Source organism: Azoarcus sp. DD4, assembly GCF_006496635.1.
Classification (GTDB): domain Bacteria; phylum Pseudomonadota; class Gammaproteobacteria; order Burkholderiales; family Rhodocyclaceae; genus Azoarcus.
This window is the reverse complement of the sequence record NZ_CP022958.1, coordinates 3,003,248-3,025,602: the sequence shown is the minus strand read 5'-3', so window position 1 is coordinate 3,025,602 and position 22,355 is coordinate 3,003,248. Positions and strand designations below refer to the sequence as shown.

The following is a 22,355-nucleotide window of genomic DNA, read 5'->3' as shown; positions in this document are numbered from 1 at the left end:
CCTTGGCAATGTTCAGAGGGTTTGGACGTAGGCGAGCACTTCCTGGGCGTGGCCGGGCACCTTCACGCCACGCCATTCGCGCGCGAGGCTGCCATCCGCTGCGAGCACGAAGGTGCTACGTTCGATGCCACGCACCTGCTTGCCGTACATGTTCTTCATCTTCATGACGCCGAAGGCGTTGCAGGCGGCTTCTTCGGGGTCGGAGATCAGCTCGAAGGGCAGTACGAGTTTGGTCTTGAAGTTCTCGTGCGACTTCAGGCTGTCGCGCGAGATGCCGAACACCTTGCAGCCAGCCGCGGCGAAGTCGGCGTGGAGGGTGCCGAAATCGCGGGTTTCGTTGGTGCAGCCGGGGGTGTTGTCCTTGGGGTAGAAGTAGAGCACGACCTTCTGGCCGACGAGGGCCGAAAGCGTGACGTTCTGTCCGCCGGTGGCGGCGAGCGTGAAATCGGGCGCGCTGGATGTCGTCATGTGGGCTCCTGTGGGTGCGGTTGAGCGCAGCGTAATGGACTGCGTGGACGCTGACAATCCGCCCGCCGGGTGTCCGCGGGTATGCACGCGGCCTTGCCGCAGGCCCCGCCGGACGGCGCTTTCAGCCTAAGTGTCTGGCCGGAAAGCCATTCAGGGCGAGAGCGCGACGCCGCTGCTTTCTTCTTCGGTGCGCGCACCGCCTGCCGTCGTCGCGGGGTGGGGGTTGGGGCCGACACCCCATTCGATGAGTTCGAGCCGGCCGTCGAGGTGTTCGACGATGGCGGTGCAACTGTCGACCCAGTCGCCGCAGTTGATGTAGGTGAGTCCGTCGACTTCCTTGATCGCGGCCCAGTGGATGTGGCCGCAGATCACGCCGTCCACGTCGCGTTCGCGCGCGCCGCGCATCACCGAGTCCTCGAAGTCGAAAATGAAGCTGACCGCCGTCTTGACCTTGCGCTTGGCGTAGCCGGCGAGGGACCAGTAGCCCGAGATGCCGAGGTGTCGCCGCCACCACGACAGCCAGGTGTTGATGCGGACCAGCCCGTTGTAGGCAACGTCGCCGAGCACTGCGACCCAGCGATGGTAGCGGGTGACCTGATCGTACTCATCGCCGTGCAGCAGCAGGAAGCGGCGGCCGTCGGCGGTGTGATGTACCCACTCGGTTTCGAGCCGGATGTCGCCGAAGGTGATGCCCGCGTATTCGCGCAAGGCTTCGTCGTGGTTACCCGGGACGAAGATGACCTGCGTACCCTTGCGGGCGCGGCGGAGCACTTTCTGGACCACGGTGTTCTGTACCGGCGACCAATGGATGCTGCGGCTCATCGACCAGAAATCGACGATGTCACCGACCAGGTAAAGGTATTCCGAGTCGTGATGCCGGAGGAAGTCGAGCAGGCGTTCTGCCTGGCAACCGCGGGTGCCGAGATGAACGTCGGACAGGAAGATCGAGCGGACCAGTTTTTCTTGCATGAAGCGCTTGCGCCAGTGGGGTGGCGACAAGCGTGCTACCGGCGCGTGACAGCGTGATGACGTCGTTCGGGGACGACAGGTGGAACGCCTTCCTTACGCGAACTCGCCGGCGACGTGGCCCGACGACCAGGCCCACTGGAAATTGTAGCCACCGAGATGGCCGGTGACGTCCATGACCTCGCCAATGAAGTAGAGACCGGGCTTGTCCTTGGCCTCCATCGTCTTCGACGACAGGGCACGGGTGTCTACGCCGCCCAGGGTGACCTCTGCCTTCGCATAGCCCTGGGTGCCGGAGGGGACGAGTTCCCAGTTGGCGAGATGTGCGGCGATCTGGCGAAGCTCGGCATGACGGAACTGGTTGAGCGGCCGCGTCCAGCCGTGCAGTTCGCACCACGCATGCGCGAAACGGCGCGGCAGATGCTCGGCGAGCAGGTTGGCGAGCAGGCCGCGGCTGCCGGCGTGTTCGAGCAGCCATTCGGCGGTGTCCAGGTCGGGCAGCAGGTTGAGGCTGACCGGTGCCCAGCGGGCATTATCGTCAGCCTTGTAGGCCTGCGCCTGCCAGTAGCTCGACACCTGCAGGATGACTGGCCCGGACAGACCGCGATGCGTCAGCAGGACCGCCTCGCGAAAGCGGCCGTCGTTGCAGCTCGCTTCGACATCCAGCGAGGCACCGGCCAGCGGCGCAAGTCGAGCCAGCGTTTCCGGCGGCAAGGTCAGCGGCACCAGCGCGGGCCGAGGTGGAACGATGGGCAGCTGGAACTGTTCGGCCAGGCGATAGCCGAACGGACTGGCACCGATCTTGGGGATGGAAAGGCCGCCGGTGGCGACGACCAGACTATGTGCGGCGAATCGGCCGCGGTTGGTCTCGATTTGGTAGCGGTCTGCGGCGTCCGGCGTGGCGGCGACCTGACGGACCTCGGCCGGCGTCAGCCAGTTAACCTTGCCGTCGTCGCATTCGGCGCGCAGCAGATCGATGATCTGTTGCGCGGAATCATCGCAAAACAGCTGTCCCCAAGATCTTTCGTGGTAACGGACGCCATGATGTTCGACAAGATCGATAAAATCCCGCGCCGTAAAGCGTGAAAGGGCCGAGCGCACGAAATGCGGATTGCGGCTGAGATAATTCTCGGGACCGACCCGCCGATTGGTGAAGTTGCAGCGGCCGCCGCCGGAGATCCTTATCTTCTCGGCAAGGCGGGTCGCGTGGTCGATGATCAGCACCCGGCGGCCGCGCTGCCCGGCGGTCGCGGCGCACATCATGCCGGCGGCGCCGGCGCCGATCACGACGAGATCGTATGTCTGGTCAGCCACTATCGAGCCTGGTGCGTTGAAAGCGGCGCAGAATACGCGCCGGTCCGGGTACGGGCAACCGCGATGCGGCCGGACCGGCTGTGGCAGATTGAATGGATAATGAACAGCCCTACTGATGGAGCGTTTTGATGACTGATTCCACCCCCGGCGCAACGGCGGCTGCTCGCCTGCGACGGTATGCGCGACCTGCCAAATGGGGAGCGGGTGCGCTGGTCGCGATTGCGGCGCTTGGATTCGGCGTGGTGCCTCCGGTCGCCCGCCATTACGCGGTCAAGATACTCAACGAGCAACTCGGTCGCGAAGTGTCGATCGAGCGCGTCGGCTTCAACCCGTTCACGCTGACTGCAGAAATCCATGGCGCCCGCATCATGGAAGCCGATGGCAAGACCGAAGCCTTTGGCGTGGACAGGCTGCGCGCCAATCTTGAGCTTGAATCCATCATCCGTGGCGGGCCGGTGCTGCACGAATTCTCGGTGCAGGCGCCGCGCGTGCGCTTCGTCAAGCTGGGTGAGGGGCAGTACAACTGGTCGGATGTGACCGAACGTCTGGCAGCCGGACCTGAGAGCGAGGGGGATGCGCGCTTTTCCGTCGGCAACATCAGCGTGACCGGTGGCCGCATTGTGGTGGACGACCGCACCAAGAACCTGAGCCACGAGTTGAGCGAACTCACGCTCGGCGTGCCCTTTGTTTCCAACCTTCCGGTCAAGGTGGACGTCTTCGTCGAGCCTTCGCTGGCGGGTAAGCTGGATGGCAATCCGATCGCGGTGTCGGGTCGGACCAAGCCTTTCACCGATACGCGCGAAACCGTGCTGGAATTGTCGGTGAAGGATCTGGAGCTCTCGCCCTGGCTGGCCTACCTGCCGTTCGAACCGAATTTCCGGCTGCCGTCCGGCAAGCTCGCGACCGATATCGAAGTCGCTTTCGCCCAGCCCGAGGGCAAGCAGCCAACGGTGGCGGTGAAGGGGCAGGCGCAGGTGGACGGTCTGGTATTGCAGGACAAGGCCGGACAGCCCGCGGTGGCGGTGGCCGAGCTCGGCATCGAGCTGGCCGACGTCCAGCCCCTGATCGGGAAATGGCATTTTGCCCGTCTGCGTCTGATCCAGCCGGAAATCGACGTGGTGCGCCTCGCTGACGGCGGCATCAACCTGTTGGGGCTGATGCCGGCAGGCAAGGATGGGGCCAGGCCCGCCAAGGGGACCGCGACGAACGGCAAGAAAGCGGGCAACGGCGCTGCCAAGTCGGCGCCCGTCGCCGAAACGCCCGTACCGGATTTCCTGCTGGCCTCGGCGCGGATTCGCGATGGCGTGGTGCGCTTCGAGGACCGCGCGCTGGCCTCTCCCTTCAAGGCACAGATTCAGGCGATCAACCTGGATTTGCGCGACCTCGCCACCAGCGGTGACATGCCGGCCGAGATCCGCCTCGACTACGCCACCGATGGTGGGGAAGAGTTCAGCCATCAGGACAGCCTGCGCCTGGTGCCCTTCGAACTCGATGGCAGTGTGACGATGGAGCAGCTCCGACCGGGTCGCTATGCGCCTTATCTGGCGCTGGCGCTGCCGGGCGGCGAGCTGCGTGACGGGCGCGTCGATGGCACGGTGCGCTACAAGCTCGGCAGCGGGGCGGATGGCTTCGATGCCGAGGTCACGGCGGACAGCCTTGCCGTGCACGACTTCATCCTTGGTCTCAAGGGGCGCAAGGACGCCGTTGCCAATGTGCCGGAGCTGGTGGTCAACCAGGCGGTGCTCAAGCTCGGAGAGCGTTCGGTAAACGTGGCCGAGGTCAACGCCAACGGTGCCGTGCTGTCGGCGATCCGCTTGCGCGATGGTCGCTTCGACGTGCTCGATCTGCTCGGCAAGCAGGCGCCTCCGGCGCCCAAGGACACCGCCGGTGCGCCATGGAAAGTCGTGCTGCAGAAGCTTGCCATCGGCGGGGCGTCGGTCAGGATCGAAGACCGTACCGTCGACAAACCGGTAACACTGGCTGCGGAAGGCATCGCGCTGAAGGTGGAGAACCTGTCCAACCAGAAGGGGGCGTCGGCGAAGATCGATCTGGACTCGAGGATCAACAAGCGCGGGCAGCTCGGCGCGAGTGGCGCCGTCGTACTGGATCCGCTCAGGACCGAGCTCGACCTCAACCTGAAGAACGTCGACCTGTTGCCGCTGCAACCATACGTGCTCGAGCAGACCAAGATCGCCATCGCGCGTGGCAGCCTGACGACCAAAGGCAAACTGTCGCTCGAGACACGGCGTGACAGCACCCTGACCGGCCGCTTCCGTGGCGATGTCGGCGTGGCCGACTTCGCCTCGGTGGACAAGCTCAATGCGACGGACTTTGTACGCTGGCGGTCGCTGCAGGTCGGTGGTATCGATGCGCGCATCGCGCCGCTGGCCCTCGATGTCGACCGGATTGCGCTAAGCGATTTCTACACCCGCCTGATCCTCAACGAGCAGGGGCAGCTCAACTTGCGTGAAATCCGCGGCGATGCGGCTGCAGAGCCTGCGGATGAATCCTCCGCGGCAGAGGCGCCCGCCGGCGAGGTCCGGCAGGACCAGGGCAGGTCGACCGTCGAGTTGCCGGCACCGGAGCCGGTTCCGCCCATCCGCCTTGGACGGATCGAGCTGAAGGGCGGGAACATCGCCTTCAGCGATCGCTTCGTGCGGCCCAACTACGATGCCAACCTGACCGGCATGGCGGGCACGCTCACGGGTCTGTCATCGGATCCGAGCACGATCGCCAAGCTTGCGCTGACCGGCAAGGTCGACAACAGCGCACCGGTCAGCGTGAGCGGCGAGCTCAATCCCTTCCGTCAGGATCGCTACCTGGACATCGTCGCGTCGGTGAAGGATTTCGAGCTGACCGGCCTGTCCAGCTATTCCGGCAAATACGTCGGTTACGGGATCCAGAAAGGCAAGTTGTCGGCTGACCTCAACTACAAGATCGAGGACAGGAGGCTTACCGCGACCAACCGGGTGTTCGTCGATCAACTCACTTTCGGCGACAAGGTCGACAGCCCTGACGCCACCAGTCTGCCGGTGCAGTTCGCGGTGTCGCTGCTGAAGAACGGGCGTGGTGAGATCGATCTTAACCTGCCCATCAGCGGCACGCTGGACGATCCGCAGTTCAGCGTTTTCGGTTTGGTGGTACGCGCACTGGTCAACCTTGTCGGCAAGGCCGTCACTGCGCCGTTCTCGTTGCTTGGTGCCGCGCTCTCGGGGGGCGAGGAACTGTCGCAGATCGATTTCGAACCAGGCGTGGCCAAGCCGGGCAAGGCGCAGGTCGATAAGCTGGCCTTGCTGGCCAAGGCGCTCAACGAGCGGCCCGCGCTCAAGCTGGAGGTGACGCCCTACGCCGATCCGGCCAGCGATCCCGAGGGCCTCAAGAAGGTGATGCTGGGCCGCAAGACCGCTGCACTGAAACTCAAGAGCCTGGTTGCGAAGGGGCAGAACGCGCCTTCGCTCGACGAGGTCGAGGTCAGCGCCGAGGAGTATCCGGCCTTGCTCAAGCAGGTGTATCGCGACGCCGACTTCAAGAAGCCGCGCAACGTCATCGGCCTGGCCAAGGATTTGCCGGTTGCCGAAATGGAAGCCCTGATCTATGCCAATACCACGGTGACAGATGAAGACCTGCGCGCGCTGGCGCAGCAGCGTGGCCAGGAGGTCAAAGGCTGGCTGCTCGACAGCGGCAAGGTCGCCTCGGAACGGGTCTTCCTGCTTGCGCCCAAGCTCGGCGCGGGCGAGCAGGGTGGTGTCCGCGAGGTGCAGTTCTCGTTGCGCTGAGCGAGGTTGCGTTGGGGAAAGGAGGTGGCGATGAGCGAACGACTGGATGACGCCGTGCGCAAGGCAGCGCTGGCGAGCTTGCCGGGCTGGAGTGTCGTTGACGGGCGTGATGCGATTCGCCGCCAGCTTCAGTTTGCCGACTTCAATGCCGCCTTCGGCTTCATGACGCAGGTCGCATTGATGGCGGAAAAGCTGGATCATCACCCGGACTGGAGCAACGTCTATAACCGTGTCGAGATCGTCCTGAGCACCCACGACGCGGGTGGCTTGACGCACAAGGACATCGTGCTGGCCCGGTTCGTCGATCAGGTCGCCCAAAGGGCGGACGCCGGCTGAGCCGGCGTCCGCTGTTGCCTGGGCTGGCGTGCGGCGGCGGGTGTCAGACTGCGGCGAGGGCTTGGTCGATGTCGGCCAGGATGTCGTCGATGTGTTCGATACCGATGGACAGTCGCACCATGTCGGGCGACACGCCGGCCTTGGCGAGTTCGTCCGGGCCGAGTTGACGGTGTGTGGTGGAGGCCGGGTGGCAGGCGAGCGATTTGGCGTCGCCGATGTTCACCAGGCGCGTCACCAGTTGCAGCGCGTCCTGGAAGCGGCCGCCCGCTTCAAAACCACCCTTGACCCCGAACGACAGGATGCCCGAGGCGCGGCCGCCGAGGTATTTCTGCACCAGACCGTGATCCGCATGGTCGGGCAGGCCGGCGTAATTGACCCATTCCACCTTGGGATGTCCCTTGAGGAACCCGGCAACCTTGAGCGTGTTGTCGCAGATCCGGTCCATGCGCAGGGTGACGGTTTCGATGCCCTGCAGGATGAGAAAGGCATTGAACGGGCTGAGCGCGGCGCCCGTATTGCGCAGCGGCACGACGCGCGCGCGGGCGATGTAGGCGGCGGCGCCGAGGGCTTCGGTGTAGACCACGCCGTGGTAGGACACGTCCGGTTCGTTGAGGCGGCGGAAGCGCTCCTTGTGCTGCGCCCAGGGGAATTTCCCCGAATCCACAATGATGCCGCCGATCGAATTGCCGTGGCCGCCGAGATACTTGGTGAGCGAATGCACGACGATGTCGGCACCGTGTTCGAACGGACGGCAGAGGTAAGGCGTCGGCACGGTGTTGTCGACAATCAGCGGCACGCCGGCGCGGTGCGCGATTTCCGCGAGACGCTCGAAGTCGGTGATGTTGCCCAGCGGGTTACCGACGGATTCGCAGAAAATGGCCTTGGTGCGGCCGTCGATCAGGGTCGCGAACGCGTCCGGGTCACGATGGTCCGCGAATCGGACTTCGATGCCGAACTGCGGAAAGGTGTGTGCGAAAAGATTGTAGGTACCGCCGTAGAGCGTCGAAACCGACACGATGTTGTCGCCGGCTTCGGCGATCGTCTGGATGGCGTAGGTGATCGCAGCCATGCCGGATGCAACGGCCAGGGCCCCGATGCCGCCTTCCATTGCTGCGACGCGCTGCTCCAGCACCGCAGTGGTCGGATTCATGATCCGGGTGTAGATGTTGCCCTGGACCTTGAGGTCGAACAGGTCGGCGCCGTGCTGGGTGTCGTCGAAGGCGTAGGACGTGGTTTGGTAGATCGGCACTGCCACGGCCTTGGTCGTCGGATCGGGCGAGTAACCACCGTGCACTGCCAAGGTTTCGAGCTTCATTGGATCCCCCTCGGTTGAACTGGGCGCCGAGTATAGCCAGCGCTTCACTGATATCGAAATAAGTTGTTTCGATTTGGATTTCCCTAGTGAAATAGCATCGATCGCGGGGTCGGGGCCATGAGCACTTCGGGGCCCCGCTTGATGCCTCTCGTTGCGCGTGGATAATGCTTGCTAATACAGCGATAAATACAACGCCCCGACGAGGGCGAGTCGGCAATTCACGAGGAGGGGGTCACCATGGACAACATCGCGACATGGCTGGATCTGGCGCTGGTCTCAGCCAGGCCGGAGAGGGCGCGCACGGTGCGCATTCACGATGTCGGCAGCGGCGCGCGCCGCAACTGCTTCGCACTCAGCGTGGAAAATCGCTGGTTGCATGCCGGCGGCGGCGAACTGACCGTGTTCCACGGCATGAGCACCGTGCTTCATTTTCTCAAGCTCGCCGGCGTGCGCGCATTCGAACCGGGCCTGCCGCGCCGGGAGCCGGTAAGTTGCGGTGGCGGCGCATGTCTGTGCCTGGATGGGCGCCGCAAACTGGAGCGGTGCGCTCGGGCGGCTGGCAGCTAGGTGGCGTCAGTCAGTTAGCCGGGGGTTGAGCGAATAGGTCGACGTCAGGCTTGCCTGGGCCAGCACATGGCCGGCCACTGCATTGCGCACCAGGGGACCATCGAACCGGCCTTCCACCGGGCAGCGGTCGACGTCTAGTGCGTAGAGCGTGAATACATAGTGGTGCACTCGCTCGTCGTTCCACGGCGGGCAGGGGCCGTCGTAGCCGTAATAGTCGCCGCGCATGGATTCGTCCGCGGCAAACCATGCGGTGTAGTCGTTCACTCCATGGCGTGTTCCCTGCGGTCCCGCCGGTCCGGGCTTGCCGGCCGGCGTGACTTCGCTCGAGAAGGCGCCGGCTTCGATCTCGCGCAGGTCGGCAGGCAGATCGACCATCACCCAGTGGAAGAAATCCACCCGTGGAAGGCTGGCGGCGATGATGCGTCCTTCCTGATTCACGTCATCGCCCACGCTGGGAACGTCGGGATCGTGGCAGATCAGCACGAAAGACTTCGTCCCAGCCGGCACGTCCGACCAGCGCAGCTGGGGATTGCGATTTCCGCCAAGGCAGACGTGGTCACTGCTTGACGGATTGCAGAACGCGAACTCGTCGGGGATGCGGCTTCCGTCGGCAAAGCTGTTGCTGGTGAGCTTCATGTGTGCCTGTCTCCTGGTAAGCGGGTCCGTCGTCCGCCAGTTTGACCTTCGGCTGAAATGCTACGCCTATTCGGCAGCCCGACGGCGGAAGTCGCGCGGACGGAAGCCGAGCGCAAACAGCGTTGCGAAGTAGCTGGCGATGCCTGCCGAGATCACCATGCTCAGTTTCATGATGCGTTCGCTGCCGCTGCGGCTGAGCCAGGTTTGATCGGGGCCGGCGGTGAGCCAGAGTACGCTGCCCATGACGATGAGTGCCGCGAGCAGCTTCAACCAGAATTTGGTCCAACCAGGTTGCGGTCGGTAGATGCCGCGCCGGCGCAGGCCGAGATAGAGCAGGCCGGCGTTGAGACAGGATGCGAGGCCGATGGCGAGCGCAAGCCCGGCGTGGCGGAACGGCACGATGAAGGCGAGGTTCATCGCCTGCGTTGCAGTCAGCGTGATCAGGGCAATCTTCACCGGGGTGCGGATATCCTGGCGAGCATAGAAGCCGGGGGCCAGTACCTTTACCAAGATCAGGCCGGTCAGGCCGACGCTGTACGCAACCAGGGCATCGCGGGTGTGCAGCACATCGCTGATTTCGAATGCGCCGTAGTGAAAGAGTGTCGCCACCAAGGGTACCGAAAGTATTGCCAGCGCGAGCGCGGCGGGCAGGGTGAGCATCAGCGTCAGCCGCAGCCCCCAGTCGAGTAGCGAGGAGAAGGCCTCGCTGCGTTTGTCTGCATGCAGTTTGGCGAGACTGGGTAGCAGAATGGTGCCAAGGGCCACCCCGAGCAGGCCGGACGGGAATTCCATCAGGCGATCGGCGTAGTAGAGCCAGGACACGCTGCCGCTTTCGAGGAAGGATGCGAAAATGGTATTGATGAGCAGGGAGAGCTGGCTGACCGATACGCCGAGTATGGCCGGCGCCATCAGCTTGAGAATGCGGCGGACGCCCGGGTCGCCCGGGTCCAGGTCGAAGCGGGGCAGCATTCCGATGCGTGCCAACGGGCGGGCCTGCAATACAAGTTGCAGTATTCCGCCGAGGAACACTGCCCAGGCGAGCGCGAGGACAGGAGGGTCGAAATAGGGGGCGGCGAACAGTGCCATGCCAATGAAGGAAAGGTTGAGCAGCACCGGCGTGAATGCCGGAATGGCGAAGCGGCTCCAGGTGTTGAGCACGCCGCCGGCAAGAGCCACCAAGGCCATGAACAGGATGTAGGGAAAGGTGATCCGGGTAAGTTCCACGGTGAGTGCGAACTTCTCCGGGCTTTCGGAGAAGCCGGGAGCCGACACCTGAATGATCAGTGGAGCGCCGATCACGCCCAGAATCGCGACAAAGGCGACGATCAGCCCGAGCAGCGTGGCAACCCGGTCCACCAGCACCCGTGTTGCATCGGCGCCCTGCGTATTCTTGTATTCGGCGAGAATCGGCACGAAGGCCTGCGAGAAAGCACCTTCGGCGAACATGCGGCGCAGCAGGTTGGGCAGGCGGAAGGCGACAAAGAAGGCATCGGTGGCAATGCCCGCGCCGAATGCGCGCGCGATCACGAAGTCACGTACGAAGCCGAGGATGCGGGAGAGCAGGGTCATGCCGCTCACGGTGGCGAGGGCGCGCAGCAGGTTCATGCGTGGTCGGCGGCAGCAATACGGAAAGCGCGCATGATAGCCGGCCGCGGGGGATGCGTCAGTGCGACTCGGGCACGGCGTCTGCATAAGCTTCTTGCAGAGGCCGGAATTAGTCGATAGAATCGCGAGCTTTACAGAACCACCATTACGGGAATTAGACATATGGCCAACTCGGCACAAGCTCGCAAGCGCGCACGTCAGGCGACCAAGGCTCGCGCTCATAACGCCAGCCTGCGTTCGCGTCTGCGTACTGCGATCAAGGCCGTGCGTAAGGCTATCGTGGGTGGCGACAAGACCGCTGCACAAGCCGTCTTCCGCACCTCGATGAGCACCATCGACAGCATCGCCGACAAGAAGATCATCCACAAGAACAAGGCTGCTCGCCACAAGAGCCGTCTGTCGTCGGCCGTCAAGGCCATGGCTGCCTGATCGTACATAGCCCGTTCGGATTGCGCCTCCTGGAGGCGCCAAAAAAAACGGCGACCATCCGGTCGCCGTTTTTTTATCGTCCATCCGGTTGTCGGGCAATCTTCCGGTTCAGGCTGGCTATGGGGTGCCGGTCCGCCGGGTTGTGCCTCTGCCCGTTCCGCTCAATCGTCTTCGATGGGCTCCATCTGGAGGTCGTTGTCGTTCGCGAAGTTGATCAGAAACTTGTAGGCGAGCGGTTCTATGTCATAGAGGCGGGCGTTCACAACGACGGTCTTGTCGCCTTTCAGAGTGCAGCCCGGACGTACATAGGGTGAGTACATCATGCGATGGTCGGCGCCGAAGGCCGACATGACGCCGCAAAGACGATCCGCCCAGTCGCTGGGGCGAAACTTCTTCCCATCCCTAGTGACCCCGATGATGACAAAGCTTTCGATCTTCTGGTTCATGTGTCACGCCATGACGGCTACAGGGGCTCAGGTCGCCCGCAATCACTTCGGACGCCGCGCAAAACGGGCGGCATTCTAACAGAAACCTCATCGTTGGCGCAGCTTAGATCCGCATGCCTGGGAGCCCGAAAGCGGCCGCGAAGCTATACAGCCCTCCCTCTTTTGGCTTAACATCGCCGCCTTGACCTCTCACGGCGGCTTGTGCCGCCGTGTGCATTTCTGGTTCACCTGATCGGGGTTTCCCATGTCCCACGTCATGAACACCTACGCCAGATTGCCGGTGGCCTTCACGCACGGCGACGGCGTCTGGCTATACGACGAGGCCGGCACGCGCTATCTGGATGCGCTGTCCGGGATCGCGGTGTCTACGCTCGGCCACAATCATCCGGCGCTTGTCGAAGCCATCGCCGGGCAGGCGTCCCGCGTGCTGCATACGTCCAACCTCTATCGCATTCCGCTGCAGGAAAAGCTCGCCGATCGCCTGTGCGAGGTTTCCGGAATGGACGAGGTTTTCTTCTGCAACTCCGGTTGCGAAGCGAACGAGGCGGCGATCAAGCTGGCGCGACTCCACGGGCACCGCAAAGGGGTAGAGCAACCCACGATCATCGTCATGGAGAACGCCTTTCACGGGCGTACGCTGGCGACCCTGTCGGCAACAGGAAACCGCAAGGCCCAGGCAGGGTTCGACCCCTTGGTGTCCGGTTTCATTCGTGTGCCGTACAAGGACATCGACGCCATCCGGCGGGTGGGTGAGCACAATCATGATGTCGTCGCCGTGATGCTGGAAATGATCCAGGGCGAAGGCGGCATCAATATCGCGGATGAAGCCTTCCAGCGCGAACTGCGCGCATTGTGCGATGAGCGTGGCTGGCTCCTGATCTGCGACGAAGTCCAGTGTGGCCTGGGACGTACCGGGAGGTGGTTCGGCTGGCAGCATGCGAACGTGAGACCGGACGTGATGACGCTCGCCAAGGGCCTGGGTTCGGGCGTGCCGATCGGTGCGTGCCTGACATCGGGCGCAGCCGCAGGGCTGTTCGGTCCGGGCAATCACGGTTCGACCTTCGGCGGCAATCCGCTTGCCTGCGCAGCCGGGCTGGCCACGCTCGACACCATCGTTGCGGATGGCCTGTTGGAGCGTGCGGTCACCGTTGGCGAGGCGATCCGTTCCGGTCTGCATGAAGCTCTGGCGGGGCAGGCTGGCGTGGTCGACATCCGTGGCCGCGGTCTGATGATAGGGATCGAACTCGACCGTCCGTGCGGCGAACTCGTAAAGCGCGGCCTGGACGCCGGTTTGCTCATCAACGTTACCGCCGAACGCGTGGTCCGTCTGTTGCCCGCCCTCGTATTCACCACCGCGGACGCGCAAGGCCTGGTGGCCGCGCTTGCTCCGCTGATCCGCGACTTCTTGTCGCAGTAAAGGGAAGGTGTCTGCCGATGATAGCCCCAAGACACTACCTGCAGTTCAAGGACTTCGCCGCCGAAGAGTACGACCACATTTTTGCGCGTACTCGCTGGATCAAGGAGAAGTTCAAGCAGTACGAACCGTATCATCCGCTGTTCGACCGCACGCTGGTGATGATCTTCGAAAAGGCCAGCACCCGCACCCGGCTTTCGTTCGAAGCGGGCATGCAACAGCTTGGCGGTTCCGCGATCTATCTCAATACCCGCGATTCGCAACTCGGGCGCGGCGAGCCGGTGGAGGATGCGGCCCAGGTCATTTCGCGCATGAGTGATCTGGTCATGATCCGCACCTTCGAACAGGCCATCATCGAACGCTTTGCGGCCCACTCGCGGGTGCCGGTGATCAATGGCCTGACCAACGAATACCATCCTTGCCAGATCCTTGCCGACATCTACACCTACATCGAGCACCGGGGCAGCATTCGCGGCAAGACGGTGGCCTGGGTGGGCGACTCCAACAACATGTGCAATACCTGGCTGCAGGCCGCGGAGGTGCTGGATTTCAACGTCCATGTGTCGACGCCGCCAGGCTACGAAGTCGAGCCGGAACGTGCGGGCCTGCATGGAACCGGGCACTTCGCGCAGTTCGCGGATCCGTTGGAAGCCTGCCGCGGTGCCGATCTGGTAACAACCGACGTCTGGACCTCCATGGGCTTCGAAGCCGAAAATGAGGAACGGATGAAGGCTTTTGCTGATTGGTGCGTGGATGCGGAGATGATGTCGGTGGCTGCACCGCAAGCCGTCTTCATGCATTGCCTGCCGGCGCACCGTGGCGAGGAGGTGACCGCCGAGGTGATAGACGGGCCGCAATCGGTAGTCTGGGATGAAGCCGAGAATCGTCTCCACGCGCAAAAGGCGTTGATGGAATACCTGGTCCTCGGGCAGGTCGAAGACAAGTAGGCCGATACCGCAATCCGGGAGGCACAGCCGAACGGGTTGCCGCATCGAAGTGAAGTGAGTGTCTCGTTTCCGGTCGCGTCGGAAACGATGAGTCTGAAAACGCGAGATTGCTGCTAACCGCCGTGCGCCCATGAAGCGATACGGCAACAGATTGGACAGGACGATGAGCGACGTGAAGAAAGTGGTGCTCGCCTATTCGGGCGGGCTGGATACCTCGGTGATCCTCAAGTGGCTGCAGGACACCTACCAGTGCGAAGTGGTGACCTTCACCGCCGACCTCGGCCAGGGCGAAGAACTCGAGCCCGCTCGCCAGAAAGCGCTCAAGTTCGGGATCAAGCCGGAAAACATTTTCATTGACGACCTGCGCGAGGAGTTCGTCCGCGATTTCGTCTTCCCGATGTTCCGCTGCAACACGGTCTACGAAGGCGAGTATCTGCTCGGTACGTCCATCGCGCGCCCTCTGATCGCCAAACGCCAGATCGAGATCGCCCGTGCCACCGGTGCCGACGCGGTGTCGCACGGCGCGACCGGCAAGGGCAATGACCAGGTCCGTTTCGAACTCGGCTACTACGCACTGATGCCGGGCGTGAAGGTGATCGCACCGTGGCGCGAGTGGGATCTGCTGTCGCGCGAAAAGCTGCTCGCCTACGCCGAAAAGCACGGTATCCCCATCGAGATGAAGCACAAGCGGGGCGGTTCTCCCTATTCGATGGACGCCAACCTTCTGCATATCTCCTTCGAAGGTCGTCACCTCGAGAACCCGGCTGCCGAAGCCGAGGAGTCGATGTGGCGCTGGACGGTGTCGCCGGAAGCTGCCCCGGATGCTGCCGAGTACATCGATCTCGAATTCGAGAACGGCGACGTTGTCGCCATCAACGGTACCCGTCTGAAGGCGCATGAAGTGCTTGCCAGGCTCAACGAACTGGGTGGCAAGCACGGCATCGGACGCCTCGATCTGGTCGAGAACCGTTACGTGGGCATGAAGAGCCGCGGCTGCTACGAGACGCCGGGGGGCACCATCCTGCTGAAGGCGCACCGCGCGATCGAATCGATCACGCTGGATCGCGAAGTCGCCCACCTCAAGGACGACCTGATGCCGCGTTACGCCAGCATGATCTACAACGGCTACTGGTGGAGCCCCGAGCGTCAGGCCCTGCAGGCGCTGATCGACCACACGCAGCAAACCGTCAATGGTTGGGTGCGGATCAAGCTGTACAAAGGCAACGTCATCGTCACGGGCCGCGATTCCAAGAGCGATTCGTTGTTCGATCCGACGATCGCGACCTTCGAGGACGACCAGGGCGCCTACAACCAGAAGGATGCACATGGTTTCATCCGCCTCAATGCACTGCGCATGCGCATTGCTGCAAACGCGAAGGCAAAGCGGGGTTAAGGAGCTGCGGTCATGGACGACCCGCTGATCTTCGGGCTGACGATCGCCGAGTTCGAAGACATCTCGCTCAAGGTGTGTTTCACAGCCTTGATCCTGTACATGCTGTTCATCATCGGCAACCTGGCGAAGGAGTCGAAGGCGGGCAAATACGGAACGATGTGGATGTTCCTCGCGCTCGGCCTCGGCTTCATCGGCTTCGTCGCCAAGGGTTTTATCCAGAAGTTCATGGGTATCGAATAAGGAATCAGGTTTTCATGAGCATTACCGAAAAGCTCGACGGCGTTGCCGTCACCACCAAGGCCAATGTCTATTTCGATGGCAAGTGCGTCAGCCACAGCGTGCGTTTTGCCGACGGTACAGGCAAGTCGGTTGGCGTGATCCTGCCGGCGACCCTCACCTTCAACACCGGCGCGCCCGAAGTGATGGAAGGCGTGGCGGGTAGCTGCCGAGTGCGCCTGAAGGGCGAGGCGGAGTGGAAGACCTATGGTGCGGGCGAGTCCTACCAGGTGCCGGGCAACTCCAGCTTCGACATCGAGGTGACGGGCGACCCCTATCATTACATCTGCCATTTCGGCTGAACCTTGCACGGACGCGAACCATGCCTTCATTCGATATCACGTCCGAAGTCGATCAGCCGGCGCTGCGTAATTCGATCGATGTCGCCAACAGCAAGATCGCTGGTCGCCACGATTTCAAGGGTACCAGCGCAAACGTCGAACTGAACGAGAAGCTGCTGACCCTGTATGGAGATAGCGATTTCCAGCTCGATCAGATGAAGGCGATCCTGCTGCCCGAGATGACCAAGAAAAAGGTGGATGTCCGCTGTCTGGATTACGGCGACGTGCAGAAGGTCAGCGGCAACAAGGTCAAGCAGGAAGTAAAGGTGCGCGTCGGCGTCGAGCAGGATCTCGCCAAGAAGATCGTCAAGCTCCTGAAAGACAGCAAGCTGAAAGTTCAGGCTGCCATTCAGGGCGACGCGGTCCGCGTGTCCGGTGCCAAGCGCGATGTGTTGCAGGACGCGATTGCGCTGGTGAAGAAGGAAATCGTCGATTTCCCGCTGCAGTTCGGCAATTTCCGCGAATGACGCAGCGTCGGAGGGGCGCTCTATGGACGTGAGTTCGATAGCCGCTGCTGCCAGCGCAAATGCGATGGCGCAGGTGCAACAACAAACCTCGGTTGCAGTGCTGAAGAAGGCGCTGGACATCCAGGAGCAGAGCGCCCTTCAGCTGCTTGAGGCCTTGCCTCCGCCCGTCAGTGCCCCGGTTGGCACGATGGGCGGGGTGATCGATACCTACGCCTGAGTTCAGGCGGGGATCAGATGGCTGGCCGGTGCGGTTTCCGGCTGTGCCTGGCCGAAATAGCCTTCCGTGTGGATCATGTTGCGGCGGGCGCCCAGTGCCTGGGCCGCGTCGACGCAGGCGCTGACGAACTCAGGGGTTCCGGCGACGAAGACGCTGTGTTGAGACAGATCCTTGAACACGGAAGGCAGAATCTCCGGTATGCGCCCCGACAGGCAGCCGTCCACGGTTTCGCGTGTGAGCGTGGGCTTGTAGGTGAAGTTGCGATGCTTGGTTTCCCAGTAGCGCATCAGCCCCGAGTCGTACAAGTCTTCCGCACGTCGTGCCGAGAACATCAGCGTTACCGGCTTGCGATAGCCCCGCCTGAGTGCTGCCTCGGTCAGCGACAGGATGGGAGCGAGGCCCGATCCAGCCGCCATGCAGAGCACCGGCGATTCCACCGCTGGATCCCCGATGAAGGTGCCGTACGGGCCCGACAGCTTGACGACGTCGCCCAGCCGCATGTTGTCATGCACCCAGCGGCTGGTCAGGCCTTCGTCCACGCGCGTCACCTGCAGCACGATCTCGCCGTCCGGCCGCGGCGCATTGGCGATCGAGTAACAGCGCGGCGGCGCTCCTGCCTTGTCGTCGCCCAGCGTGACGTACTGGCCGGGCCAGTAACGCATGGCCTGGCCGACAGGGCGCAGCCGTAGCTCGACGATGCGTGGCGTCCGTTGCAGGCGGTCCACCAGGACGAAACGCTGATCTTCACGGGGCGGGAAGAGCTTGGGCTTCGCGTCCTCCGTACCCCATTCGATCACCAGTTCCGCCGAGAGCGGCTTGGCCATGCACATCAGGCCGTAACCCTGCTTGCGCTCGTCCTGCGAGAGCGCCATGTCGAGCACCATGCCCTGGTCGAACTGGCCCGACAGCACCTTGACCTTGCACTCGCCACAGGCGCCTGCCCGACAGTTGTTGGGCAGGGCGTAACCCGCTTTCTCGAGTGCGCCGAGCACGGTATCGCCCGCGGCGCACTCGACCTCCCGTCCGGACGGATGGAGTCTGATTCTTTGCATTTCAGAACACCGGGATGATGTCGTTCATTTCGATATCGGACACTTCCTGGCCGGTGATGCCGACTTCGGGGATGGCGGGGAAGGGGATGTCGTAGCGGTCGAGCACGCCCTTGAGGTTGAGCATGGCGTTGCGCCAGTTGTCCAGCTTCGCGTCGTAGCTGGGTACGCCGAAACCGGCGCCACGTGCGACTTCCTCGGCTTCGCGCTGGTTGTCGATGAAGTCGTTCGGCAGATCCCAGAATTCCATCGGCGGTTCGAACAGCACCGCGGACAGGAAGAGGTAGCCGGCACGGATCTGCTTGGTCACCACCGCCTTGTCTTCGGCCGGCAAGCGCGGATAGTCGCGTTCCATCAAGGCCATGCAGATCGCCATGTGACGGCCTTCGTCCCGACCGATGTTGCGGAAGGCCTCCTTGAACACGAGTTCGCGCGAGTTGTCGTGCATCTGCTTGAAGATGGTCGCAGCCGCGATTTCGCCCATGAGGAAGGAGCTGAACAGCACCGCGAGCGAGTACTTCGGCACGGCCTTCTTGTAACCGGTCCAGTAACGGCCACCGTTGTAGTAGAGCCACTTTGCGTTCTTCTGCAGGCGGCCACCGAGGTCGGTCTTGGGTTCGTAGGTGATAGGGTCCGGATGGCCGAGGAACTTGGTGATCGCGAGCCCGCACATCTGCTCGTGGTTCTGCTCGTCGCGGGTCACCGAGAAGAAGCAGCGACGTACCGGGTCTTCCTCGTGGACCTCGTAGGTCTTGATGAAGGCTTCGGCAAACACGGGGGGCGCCGAGGCGTCGAAGACCGACAGCAAGGTCCACCAGTAGGCGATCGATTCGCGCTCCTCCCAGGTGTAGGAGTCGACGTCGAGCGTGTCCCACGGCAGCTTCTTGGGATCCCAGTTCTCGCGCTGAGCGGCATCCCAGACTTCTTCCATCTTGGCGGTCTGAGCGTTCCACGACAGCGGATAGACGTTCGGCTGTTCGGTTGCCGGGGGGAACTCCATCGACTGCGCGAGTTTTTCGTTATGGGCCATGCTGGTCTCCTCTTGCTCTGGTCTGAATTTGTCTGCGTCGAAGCGCGGGCTGAACGATGCAGTCTTGAGCGGCCGACAGGTTTGATCCAGGTCAACAAATCGCCATATTGATCGACCGGTCGGTCAGAATTGTGTGTGGCGAAGCCGCGTCGTACATGCGCTCATCCGCTCAAGCGACAGACCTGCGTTCGCCGGGCATCTGGCACAATCCGCAACGCATACAACCGGAGCTCACCATGCCCTTTCTCCAGCGCGCTTGCCTGGCTGTCGCGACCCTGCTGTGTCTCAGTCCCGTCGCCCATGGTGCCGACGTCCAGCTCGGCGGCGTCATCGGTAATCGAGCCATCCTCATCGTAAATGGGGGGCGGCCACAAACGATCGCGCCGGGGGCGGTGACAAAGGAGGGCGTCAGGTTGTTGTCGGTCTCCGGCGACGAAGCCGTGATAGAGATCGAAGGTCGACGCGCACGCGTCGGCCTGGGCGATCAGCCGATCTCGATAGGCGGCAGCGATGCCGGCAGAGGAGAAGTGCGTCTGACTGCCGACAGCCGAGGGCACTTCTCCTCGGCCGGTCTCATCAATGGGAGTCGTGAGCAACTCCTGGTGGATACAGGCGCCACCTTCGTCTCCATGGGGGCGGACGCAGCCAAGCGTGCGGGTATCGACTATCGGGCGGGCAGTCCGGCTATCAGCACGACGGCCAATGGCCAGGTTCGCAGCTGGATCGTCAGGCTCGATACCGTCCAGGTGGGCGGTATCGTCCTTCATGGAGTCGATGGCGTGGTCCATGAGTCGCCGCTGCCGGTGGTGTTGCTGGGGATGAGTTTTCTCAATCGAACCGAGATGCGGCGTGAAGGCAATACGCTCTTGCTCCGCAAGACTTACTGAACACGCAGCCGGCACTGCTGCCACTGGTCCCTTTCCGTATGCCGTTCATCTCGCTGGAGTAGCGTTCGGCGACGTGGGAAAGCAATCATTCAGCGTGGGAAATCAGGAATCCGTCATGACCATTCGTTCCGCCATTCGATCGCGTTCCGTTGGCGCTCGCCCTGCGGGCTTCTCGCTTATCGAGCTGATGATCGTTGTTGCCGTGATCGGCATTTTGGCCGCCATCGCTTATCCAAATTATCAAGAGTACGTGGTCAAAACCAATCGTACCGCGGCGAAAAGCTTCCTAATGGAAGTCGCCCAACGTCAGCAGCAATACCTGCTCGATGCGCGTGAATACGCAGCCGACCTGACTACCTTGGGAATGACGGTGCCGGCCGACGTGAGTCGCTACTACACGGTTTCGATCACGGGCGTCGCGGCCGGCGACTCTCCTCCCGATTTCGTTGCGCAGGCAGTCCCGATCGCGGGCAGTACTCAGGCTAACGACGGAAACCTGACGGTCGACGAAACCGGGGCCAAGACTGGAAAATGGTGACGAGGGCCTTGTCATGAAGATCTTGGGACTCACGCCAAGAATGCGTTCTGGCGGTTTCAGTCTGGTCGAACTCATGGTTGTCATCGCCCTGCTGGGTATCGCCATGGCGATTGCCACGCCTTCATTCACAAGAATGATTGCGGATCAGAGGGTGCGGGCCGCCGCCACTGATTTCCACACGGCCATGCTCCAGGCGCGCAGTCTTGCGATCACTCACAATCTCAACGTGACAGTAGAACCCAACGACGCCGGATGGGAGGCTGGTTGGTCGGTGCATCCGGAGAGCGGTGCGTCGCCCGTCTATGACCAAGGAGGGGTCTCTGCCGGCGTTACGGTTAGTGGTGGTGACGCAGGCGTGACCTTCACGCCATCAGGGCGGGTTAAAGCCGCTGCGGCTTTGACTGTGACCTCTGACTCCGACAACTCCCTTGTACGTTGTGTTCGGGTTGAACTCACGGGGCGGCCGGTTACCGAAGCAGGAGCCTGCACATGAGAGCAGCGCATAGCGACATGGGGGGATGCCAGGGAGGTTTCTCCATCATGGAGATCCTCATTTCCATCGTGGTGATTGCGATCGGATTGCTTGGACTCGCCGGCTTGCAGACCAAGATGGTTGGCGTCGAACTCGAAGCCTATCAGCGCAGCCATGCGCTCATCCTTCTCGACGACATTATGAATCGCATCCGCGCTGACGAAGCCAGTGCGCGGGCGGGTGCTTACGACGCCTTGCCAGGCGACTGCACGACTCCGGGGACTACCGCGGCTGCGAACATGTGTGCCTGGCTGAATGCCATCCAGGGCGTTTCCGGAGGGGAGGAGGTGGGCTCGCTCATTGGTGGTCAGGGGTGCGTTGAGTCGATCGGGATCGCCCCCAAGACCTTGCGCGTGACCGTAGCTTGGCAAGGCTTGACTCCCACTGCCGCGCCGGAAGCAGGCATTACTTGCGGTGCTGACGACTACGGGGACGAGGCAATGCGCCGCGTGGTCTCCGGCGTCGTCGTGATTCTGCCGGAAGAGGAGGAATGATGGTAAGCGAGTCTTCACATGGTCTTTGGCGTCGCTGCAAGGGCATCACCCTTGTTGAGGTCATGATCGCAATGGTGCTTGGCCTGATTCTGCTAGCAGCGTTATCGAACGTCTTTATCGGAAACATGCAAACGCGCGCAGAGATCGAGCGGGTAGGACGCCAGATAGAAAATGGCCGTTTCGCGATGCAGATCATGTTAGAGGACATCAGCAATGCGGCGTTCTATGCGGGTGCGACGCGTGGAGATGGTAATGACGACGGGAACGATGATGCACTCGAGGAGCTGAACTATTGCGATCTGTCTGCAATCAATTCACGCATGCTCGTGCCCGGGCTTGCTACTACGTCCGCGGCGCTTGCCTGCACGCCGGACCATAAGGCAGGTACGGACATCGTCATCGTTCGGCGTTTCAGCACTAACGCGGTGGGTACGGCTGTGGCGCAACACTGCGGTGACGATGCCGAAGGTGCGCTCGCGCCGGCAGCGACTTGCGTGCAGATCGATTCGAATGGTGTGGCTCAATTCGGCCGGGGGGCGATGAACGCCAAGTTGCATGACGGCGTGACCTATGCGCCCGTGCGCATCCCGGTGGCACACATCTACTACGTGGATGTCTCGAATAACCTGCGCCGTGCGGACATCGTCTGGGCGGACGGCAGTGCGTCGTTCCCCGACGCCCCCGAGACCCTGGTCGATGGCATAGAGATGATGTCGTTCTCAATCGTTGGACAGAGCGCGCAACTGAACCTGCTGGCGCGCGCTGCTAGCGGCTCGCCCAAGCTTCAGGTGGAAACCAAGACCTATCCGGCCTTTCAGGTTGCCGGGGTGGATTATGAAACCAACGACAACATTCGCCGCCAGTTCTACTCTGCGGCCATCAATATCTACAACCCGCTCTGAGTAAATGGTG

25 protein-coding genes are annotated in these 22,355 nt (G+C 62.5%); 16 read left to right on the top strand and 9 right to left on the bottom strand.

Going from position 1 to position 22,355, the window contains the following annotated elements; all coding sequences use genetic code 11:
* Nucleotides 1-12: 12 nt before the first annotated feature.
* From CJ010_RS13975 to CJ010_RS13965, 3 genes are all read right to left on the bottom strand, one after another.
* Nucleotides 13-468, bottom strand: coding sequence for a peroxiredoxin (locus tag CJ010_RS13975; protein WP_141018602.1), 456 nt, complete (start codon nucleotides 466-468; stop codon nucleotides 13-15).
* 150 nt (nucleotides 469-618) lie between these two features.
* Entirely contained in the window at nucleotides 619-1,437 is an 819-nt protein-coding gene (locus CJ010_RS13970) for a UDP-2,3-diacylglucosamine diphosphatase (RefSeq protein ID WP_141018601.1), read from the bottom strand.
* Between the two features lie 93 nt (nucleotides 1,438-1,530).
* Nucleotides 1,531-2,748, bottom strand: a complete 1,218-nt coding sequence (locus CJ010_RS13965) for an NAD(P)/FAD-dependent oxidoreductase (RefSeq protein WP_141018600.1) — start codon at nucleotides 2,746-2,748, stop codon at nucleotides 1,531-1,533.
* Between the two features lie 128 nt (nucleotides 2,749-2,876).
* On the opposite strand from CJ010_RS13965, the gene CJ010_RS13960 reads away from it, so the two are divergent.
* Both CJ010_RS13960 and CJ010_RS13955 read left to right on the top strand, forming a co-directional pair.
* Nucleotides 2,877-6,524 (top strand): DUF748 domain-containing protein, encoded by a 3,648-nt coding sequence (locus CJ010_RS13960; RefSeq protein ID WP_141018599.1) that lies wholly within the window; start codon nucleotides 2,877-2,879, stop codon nucleotides 6,522-6,524.
* A 30-nt stretch (nucleotides 6,525-6,554) separates the two neighbouring features.
* Nucleotides 6,555-6,860 (top strand): 4a-hydroxytetrahydrobiopterin dehydratase, encoded by a 306-nt coding sequence (locus CJ010_RS13955; protein ID WP_141018598.1) that lies wholly within the window; start codon nucleotides 6,555-6,557, stop codon nucleotides 6,858-6,860.
* Nucleotides 6,861-6,903: 43 nt separating this feature from the next.
* Here the strand turns inward: CJ010_RS13955 and CJ010_RS13950 are convergent, their stop codons facing one another.
* On the bottom strand, nucleotides 6,904-8,175 hold the full coding sequence (locus tag CJ010_RS13950) for a bifunctional O-acetylhomoserine aminocarboxypropyltransferase/cysteine synthase (protein WP_141018597.1): 1,272 nt from the start codon (nucleotides 8,173-8,175) through the stop codon (nucleotides 6,904-6,906).
* 237 nt (nucleotides 8,176-8,412) lie between these two features.
* On the opposite strand from CJ010_RS13950, the gene CJ010_RS13945 reads away from it, so the two are divergent.
* Entirely contained in the window at nucleotides 8,413-8,742 is a 330-nt protein-coding gene (locus CJ010_RS13945) for a hypothetical protein (RefSeq protein ID WP_141018596.1), read from the top strand.
* A gap of 6 nt (nucleotides 8,743-8,748) precedes the next feature.
* Here the strand turns inward: CJ010_RS13945 and CJ010_RS13940 are convergent, their stop codons facing one another.
* Nucleotides 8,749-9,378 (bottom strand): YbhB/YbcL family Raf kinase inhibitor-like protein, encoded by a 630-nt coding sequence (locus tag CJ010_RS13940; RefSeq protein WP_141018595.1) that lies wholly within the window; start codon nucleotides 9,376-9,378, stop codon nucleotides 8,749-8,751.
* Between the two features lie 66 nt (nucleotides 9,379-9,444).
* On the bottom strand, nucleotides 9,445-10,983 hold the full coding sequence (gene murJ / locus CJ010_RS13935; protein WP_141018594.1) for a murein biosynthesis integral membrane protein MurJ: 1,539 nt from the start codon (nucleotides 10,981-10,983) through the stop codon (nucleotides 9,445-9,447).
* 162 nt (nucleotides 10,984-11,145) lie between these two features.
* On the opposite strand from murJ, the gene rpsT reads away from it, so the two are divergent.
* Nucleotides 11,146-11,412 carry a 30S ribosomal protein S20 gene (rpsT, locus tag CJ010_RS13930; protein ID WP_141018593.1) on the top strand — a complete coding sequence of 89 codons (267 nt, stop codon included), beginning with the start codon at nucleotides 11,146-11,148 and terminating at the stop codon, nucleotides 11,410-11,412.
* 161 nt (nucleotides 11,413-11,573) lie between these two features.
* Here rpsT and CJ010_RS13925 read toward each other — a convergent pair whose 3' ends face one another.
* Entirely contained in the window at nucleotides 11,574-11,858 is a 285-nt protein-coding gene (locus tag CJ010_RS13925) for a DUF3579 domain-containing protein (protein WP_141018592.1), read from the bottom strand.
* A 244-nt stretch (nucleotides 11,859-12,102) separates the two neighbouring features.
* Here CJ010_RS13925 and CJ010_RS13920 point away from each other — a divergent pair, with 244 nt between their 5' ends.
* From CJ010_RS13920 to CJ010_RS13890, 7 genes are all read left to right on the top strand, one after another.
* Nucleotides 12,103-13,275: an aspartate aminotransferase family protein gene (locus tag CJ010_RS13920; protein WP_141018591.1), complete on the top strand. Its 1,173-nt coding sequence runs from the start codon at nucleotides 12,103-12,105 to the stop codon at nucleotides 13,273-13,275.
* Nucleotides 13,276-13,292: 17 nt separating this feature from the next.
* A complete protein-coding gene (gene argF / locus CJ010_RS13915; RefSeq protein WP_141018590.1) occupies nucleotides 13,293-14,219 on the top strand; it encodes an ornithine carbamoyltransferase in 927 nt (308 codons plus the stop codon).
* A gap of 163 nt (nucleotides 14,220-14,382) precedes the next feature.
* On the top strand, nucleotides 14,383-15,612 hold the full coding sequence (locus tag CJ010_RS13910; RefSeq protein WP_141018589.1) for an argininosuccinate synthase: 1,230 nt from the start codon (nucleotides 14,383-14,385) through the stop codon (nucleotides 15,610-15,612).
* 12 nt (nucleotides 15,613-15,624) lie between these two features.
* Nucleotides 15,625-15,852 (top strand): DUF2788 domain-containing protein, encoded by a 228-nt coding sequence (locus CJ010_RS13905; protein ID WP_141018588.1) that lies wholly within the window; start codon nucleotides 15,625-15,627, stop codon nucleotides 15,850-15,852.
* 14 nt (nucleotides 15,853-15,866) lie between these two features.
* A complete protein-coding gene (locus CJ010_RS13900; protein ID WP_141018587.1) occupies nucleotides 15,867-16,190 on the top strand; it encodes a pyrimidine/purine nucleoside phosphorylase in 324 nt (107 codons plus the stop codon).
* Nucleotides 16,191-16,210: 20 nt separating this feature from the next.
* The gene (locus CJ010_RS13895) at nucleotides 16,211-16,696 is read left to right on the top strand and encodes a YajQ family cyclic di-GMP-binding protein (RefSeq protein ID WP_141018586.1); all 486 of its coding nucleotides are present in this window, start codon (nucleotides 16,211-16,213) and stop codon (nucleotides 16,694-16,696) included.
* A gap of 22 nt (nucleotides 16,697-16,718) precedes the next feature.
* Nucleotides 16,719-16,913, top strand: coding sequence for a YjfB family protein (locus CJ010_RS13890; protein WP_141018585.1), 195 nt, complete (start codon nucleotides 16,719-16,721; stop codon nucleotides 16,911-16,913).
* A 2-nt stretch (nucleotides 16,914-16,915) separates the two neighbouring features.
* Here CJ010_RS13890 and CJ010_RS13885 read toward each other — a convergent pair whose 3' ends face one another.
* Together CJ010_RS13885 and CJ010_RS13880 are read right to left on the bottom strand one after the other, a co-directional pair.
* A complete protein-coding gene (locus CJ010_RS13885; protein WP_141018584.1) occupies nucleotides 16,916-17,965 on the bottom strand; it encodes a 2Fe-2S iron-sulfur cluster-binding protein in 1,050 nt (349 codons plus the stop codon).
* Between the two features lies 1 nt (nucleotide 17,966).
* On the bottom strand, nucleotides 17,967-18,992 hold the full coding sequence (locus CJ010_RS13880; protein ID WP_141018583.1) for a diiron oxygenase: 1,026 nt from the start codon (nucleotides 18,990-18,992) through the stop codon (nucleotides 17,967-17,969).
* A 236-nt stretch (nucleotides 18,993-19,228) separates the two neighbouring features.
* Here CJ010_RS13880 and CJ010_RS13875 point away from each other — a divergent pair, with 236 nt between their 5' ends.
* The 5 genes from CJ010_RS13875 to CJ010_RS13855 all read left to right on the top strand — a co-directional run bounded on the left by CJ010_RS13875 (nucleotide 19,229) and on the right by CJ010_RS13855 (nucleotide 22,345).
* The gene (locus tag CJ010_RS13875; protein WP_141018582.1) at nucleotides 19,229-19,879 is read left to right on the top strand and encodes a TIGR02281 family clan AA aspartic protease; all 651 of its coding nucleotides are present in this window, start codon (nucleotides 19,229-19,231) and stop codon (nucleotides 19,877-19,879) included.
* 115 nt (nucleotides 19,880-19,994) lie between these two features.
* The gene (locus CJ010_RS25620; protein ID WP_141018581.1) at nucleotides 19,995-20,417 is read left to right on the top strand and encodes a type IV pilin protein; all 423 of its coding nucleotides are present in this window, start codon (nucleotides 19,995-19,997) and stop codon (nucleotides 20,415-20,417) included.
* A gap of 13 nt (nucleotides 20,418-20,430) precedes the next feature.
* Complete coding sequence (locus CJ010_RS13865) at nucleotides 20,431-20,910, top strand: GspH/FimT family pseudopilin (protein WP_141018580.1); 480 nt, start codon at nucleotides 20,431-20,433, stop codon at nucleotides 20,908-20,910.
* A 47-nt stretch (nucleotides 20,911-20,957) separates the two neighbouring features.
* Nucleotides 20,958-21,443: a pilus assembly protein gene (locus CJ010_RS13860; RefSeq protein ID WP_168224954.1), complete on the top strand. Its 486-nt coding sequence runs from the start codon at nucleotides 20,958-20,960 to the stop codon at nucleotides 21,441-21,443.
* Nucleotides 21,440-22,345: a PilW family protein gene (locus CJ010_RS13855; RefSeq protein ID WP_141018578.1), complete on the top strand. Its 906-nt coding sequence runs from the start codon at nucleotides 21,440-21,442 to the stop codon at nucleotides 22,343-22,345. The genes CJ010_RS13860 and CJ010_RS13855 overlap by 4 nt, the downstream gene beginning before the upstream one ends.
* The last annotated feature ends 10 nt before the right edge of the window (nucleotides 22,346-22,355 follow it).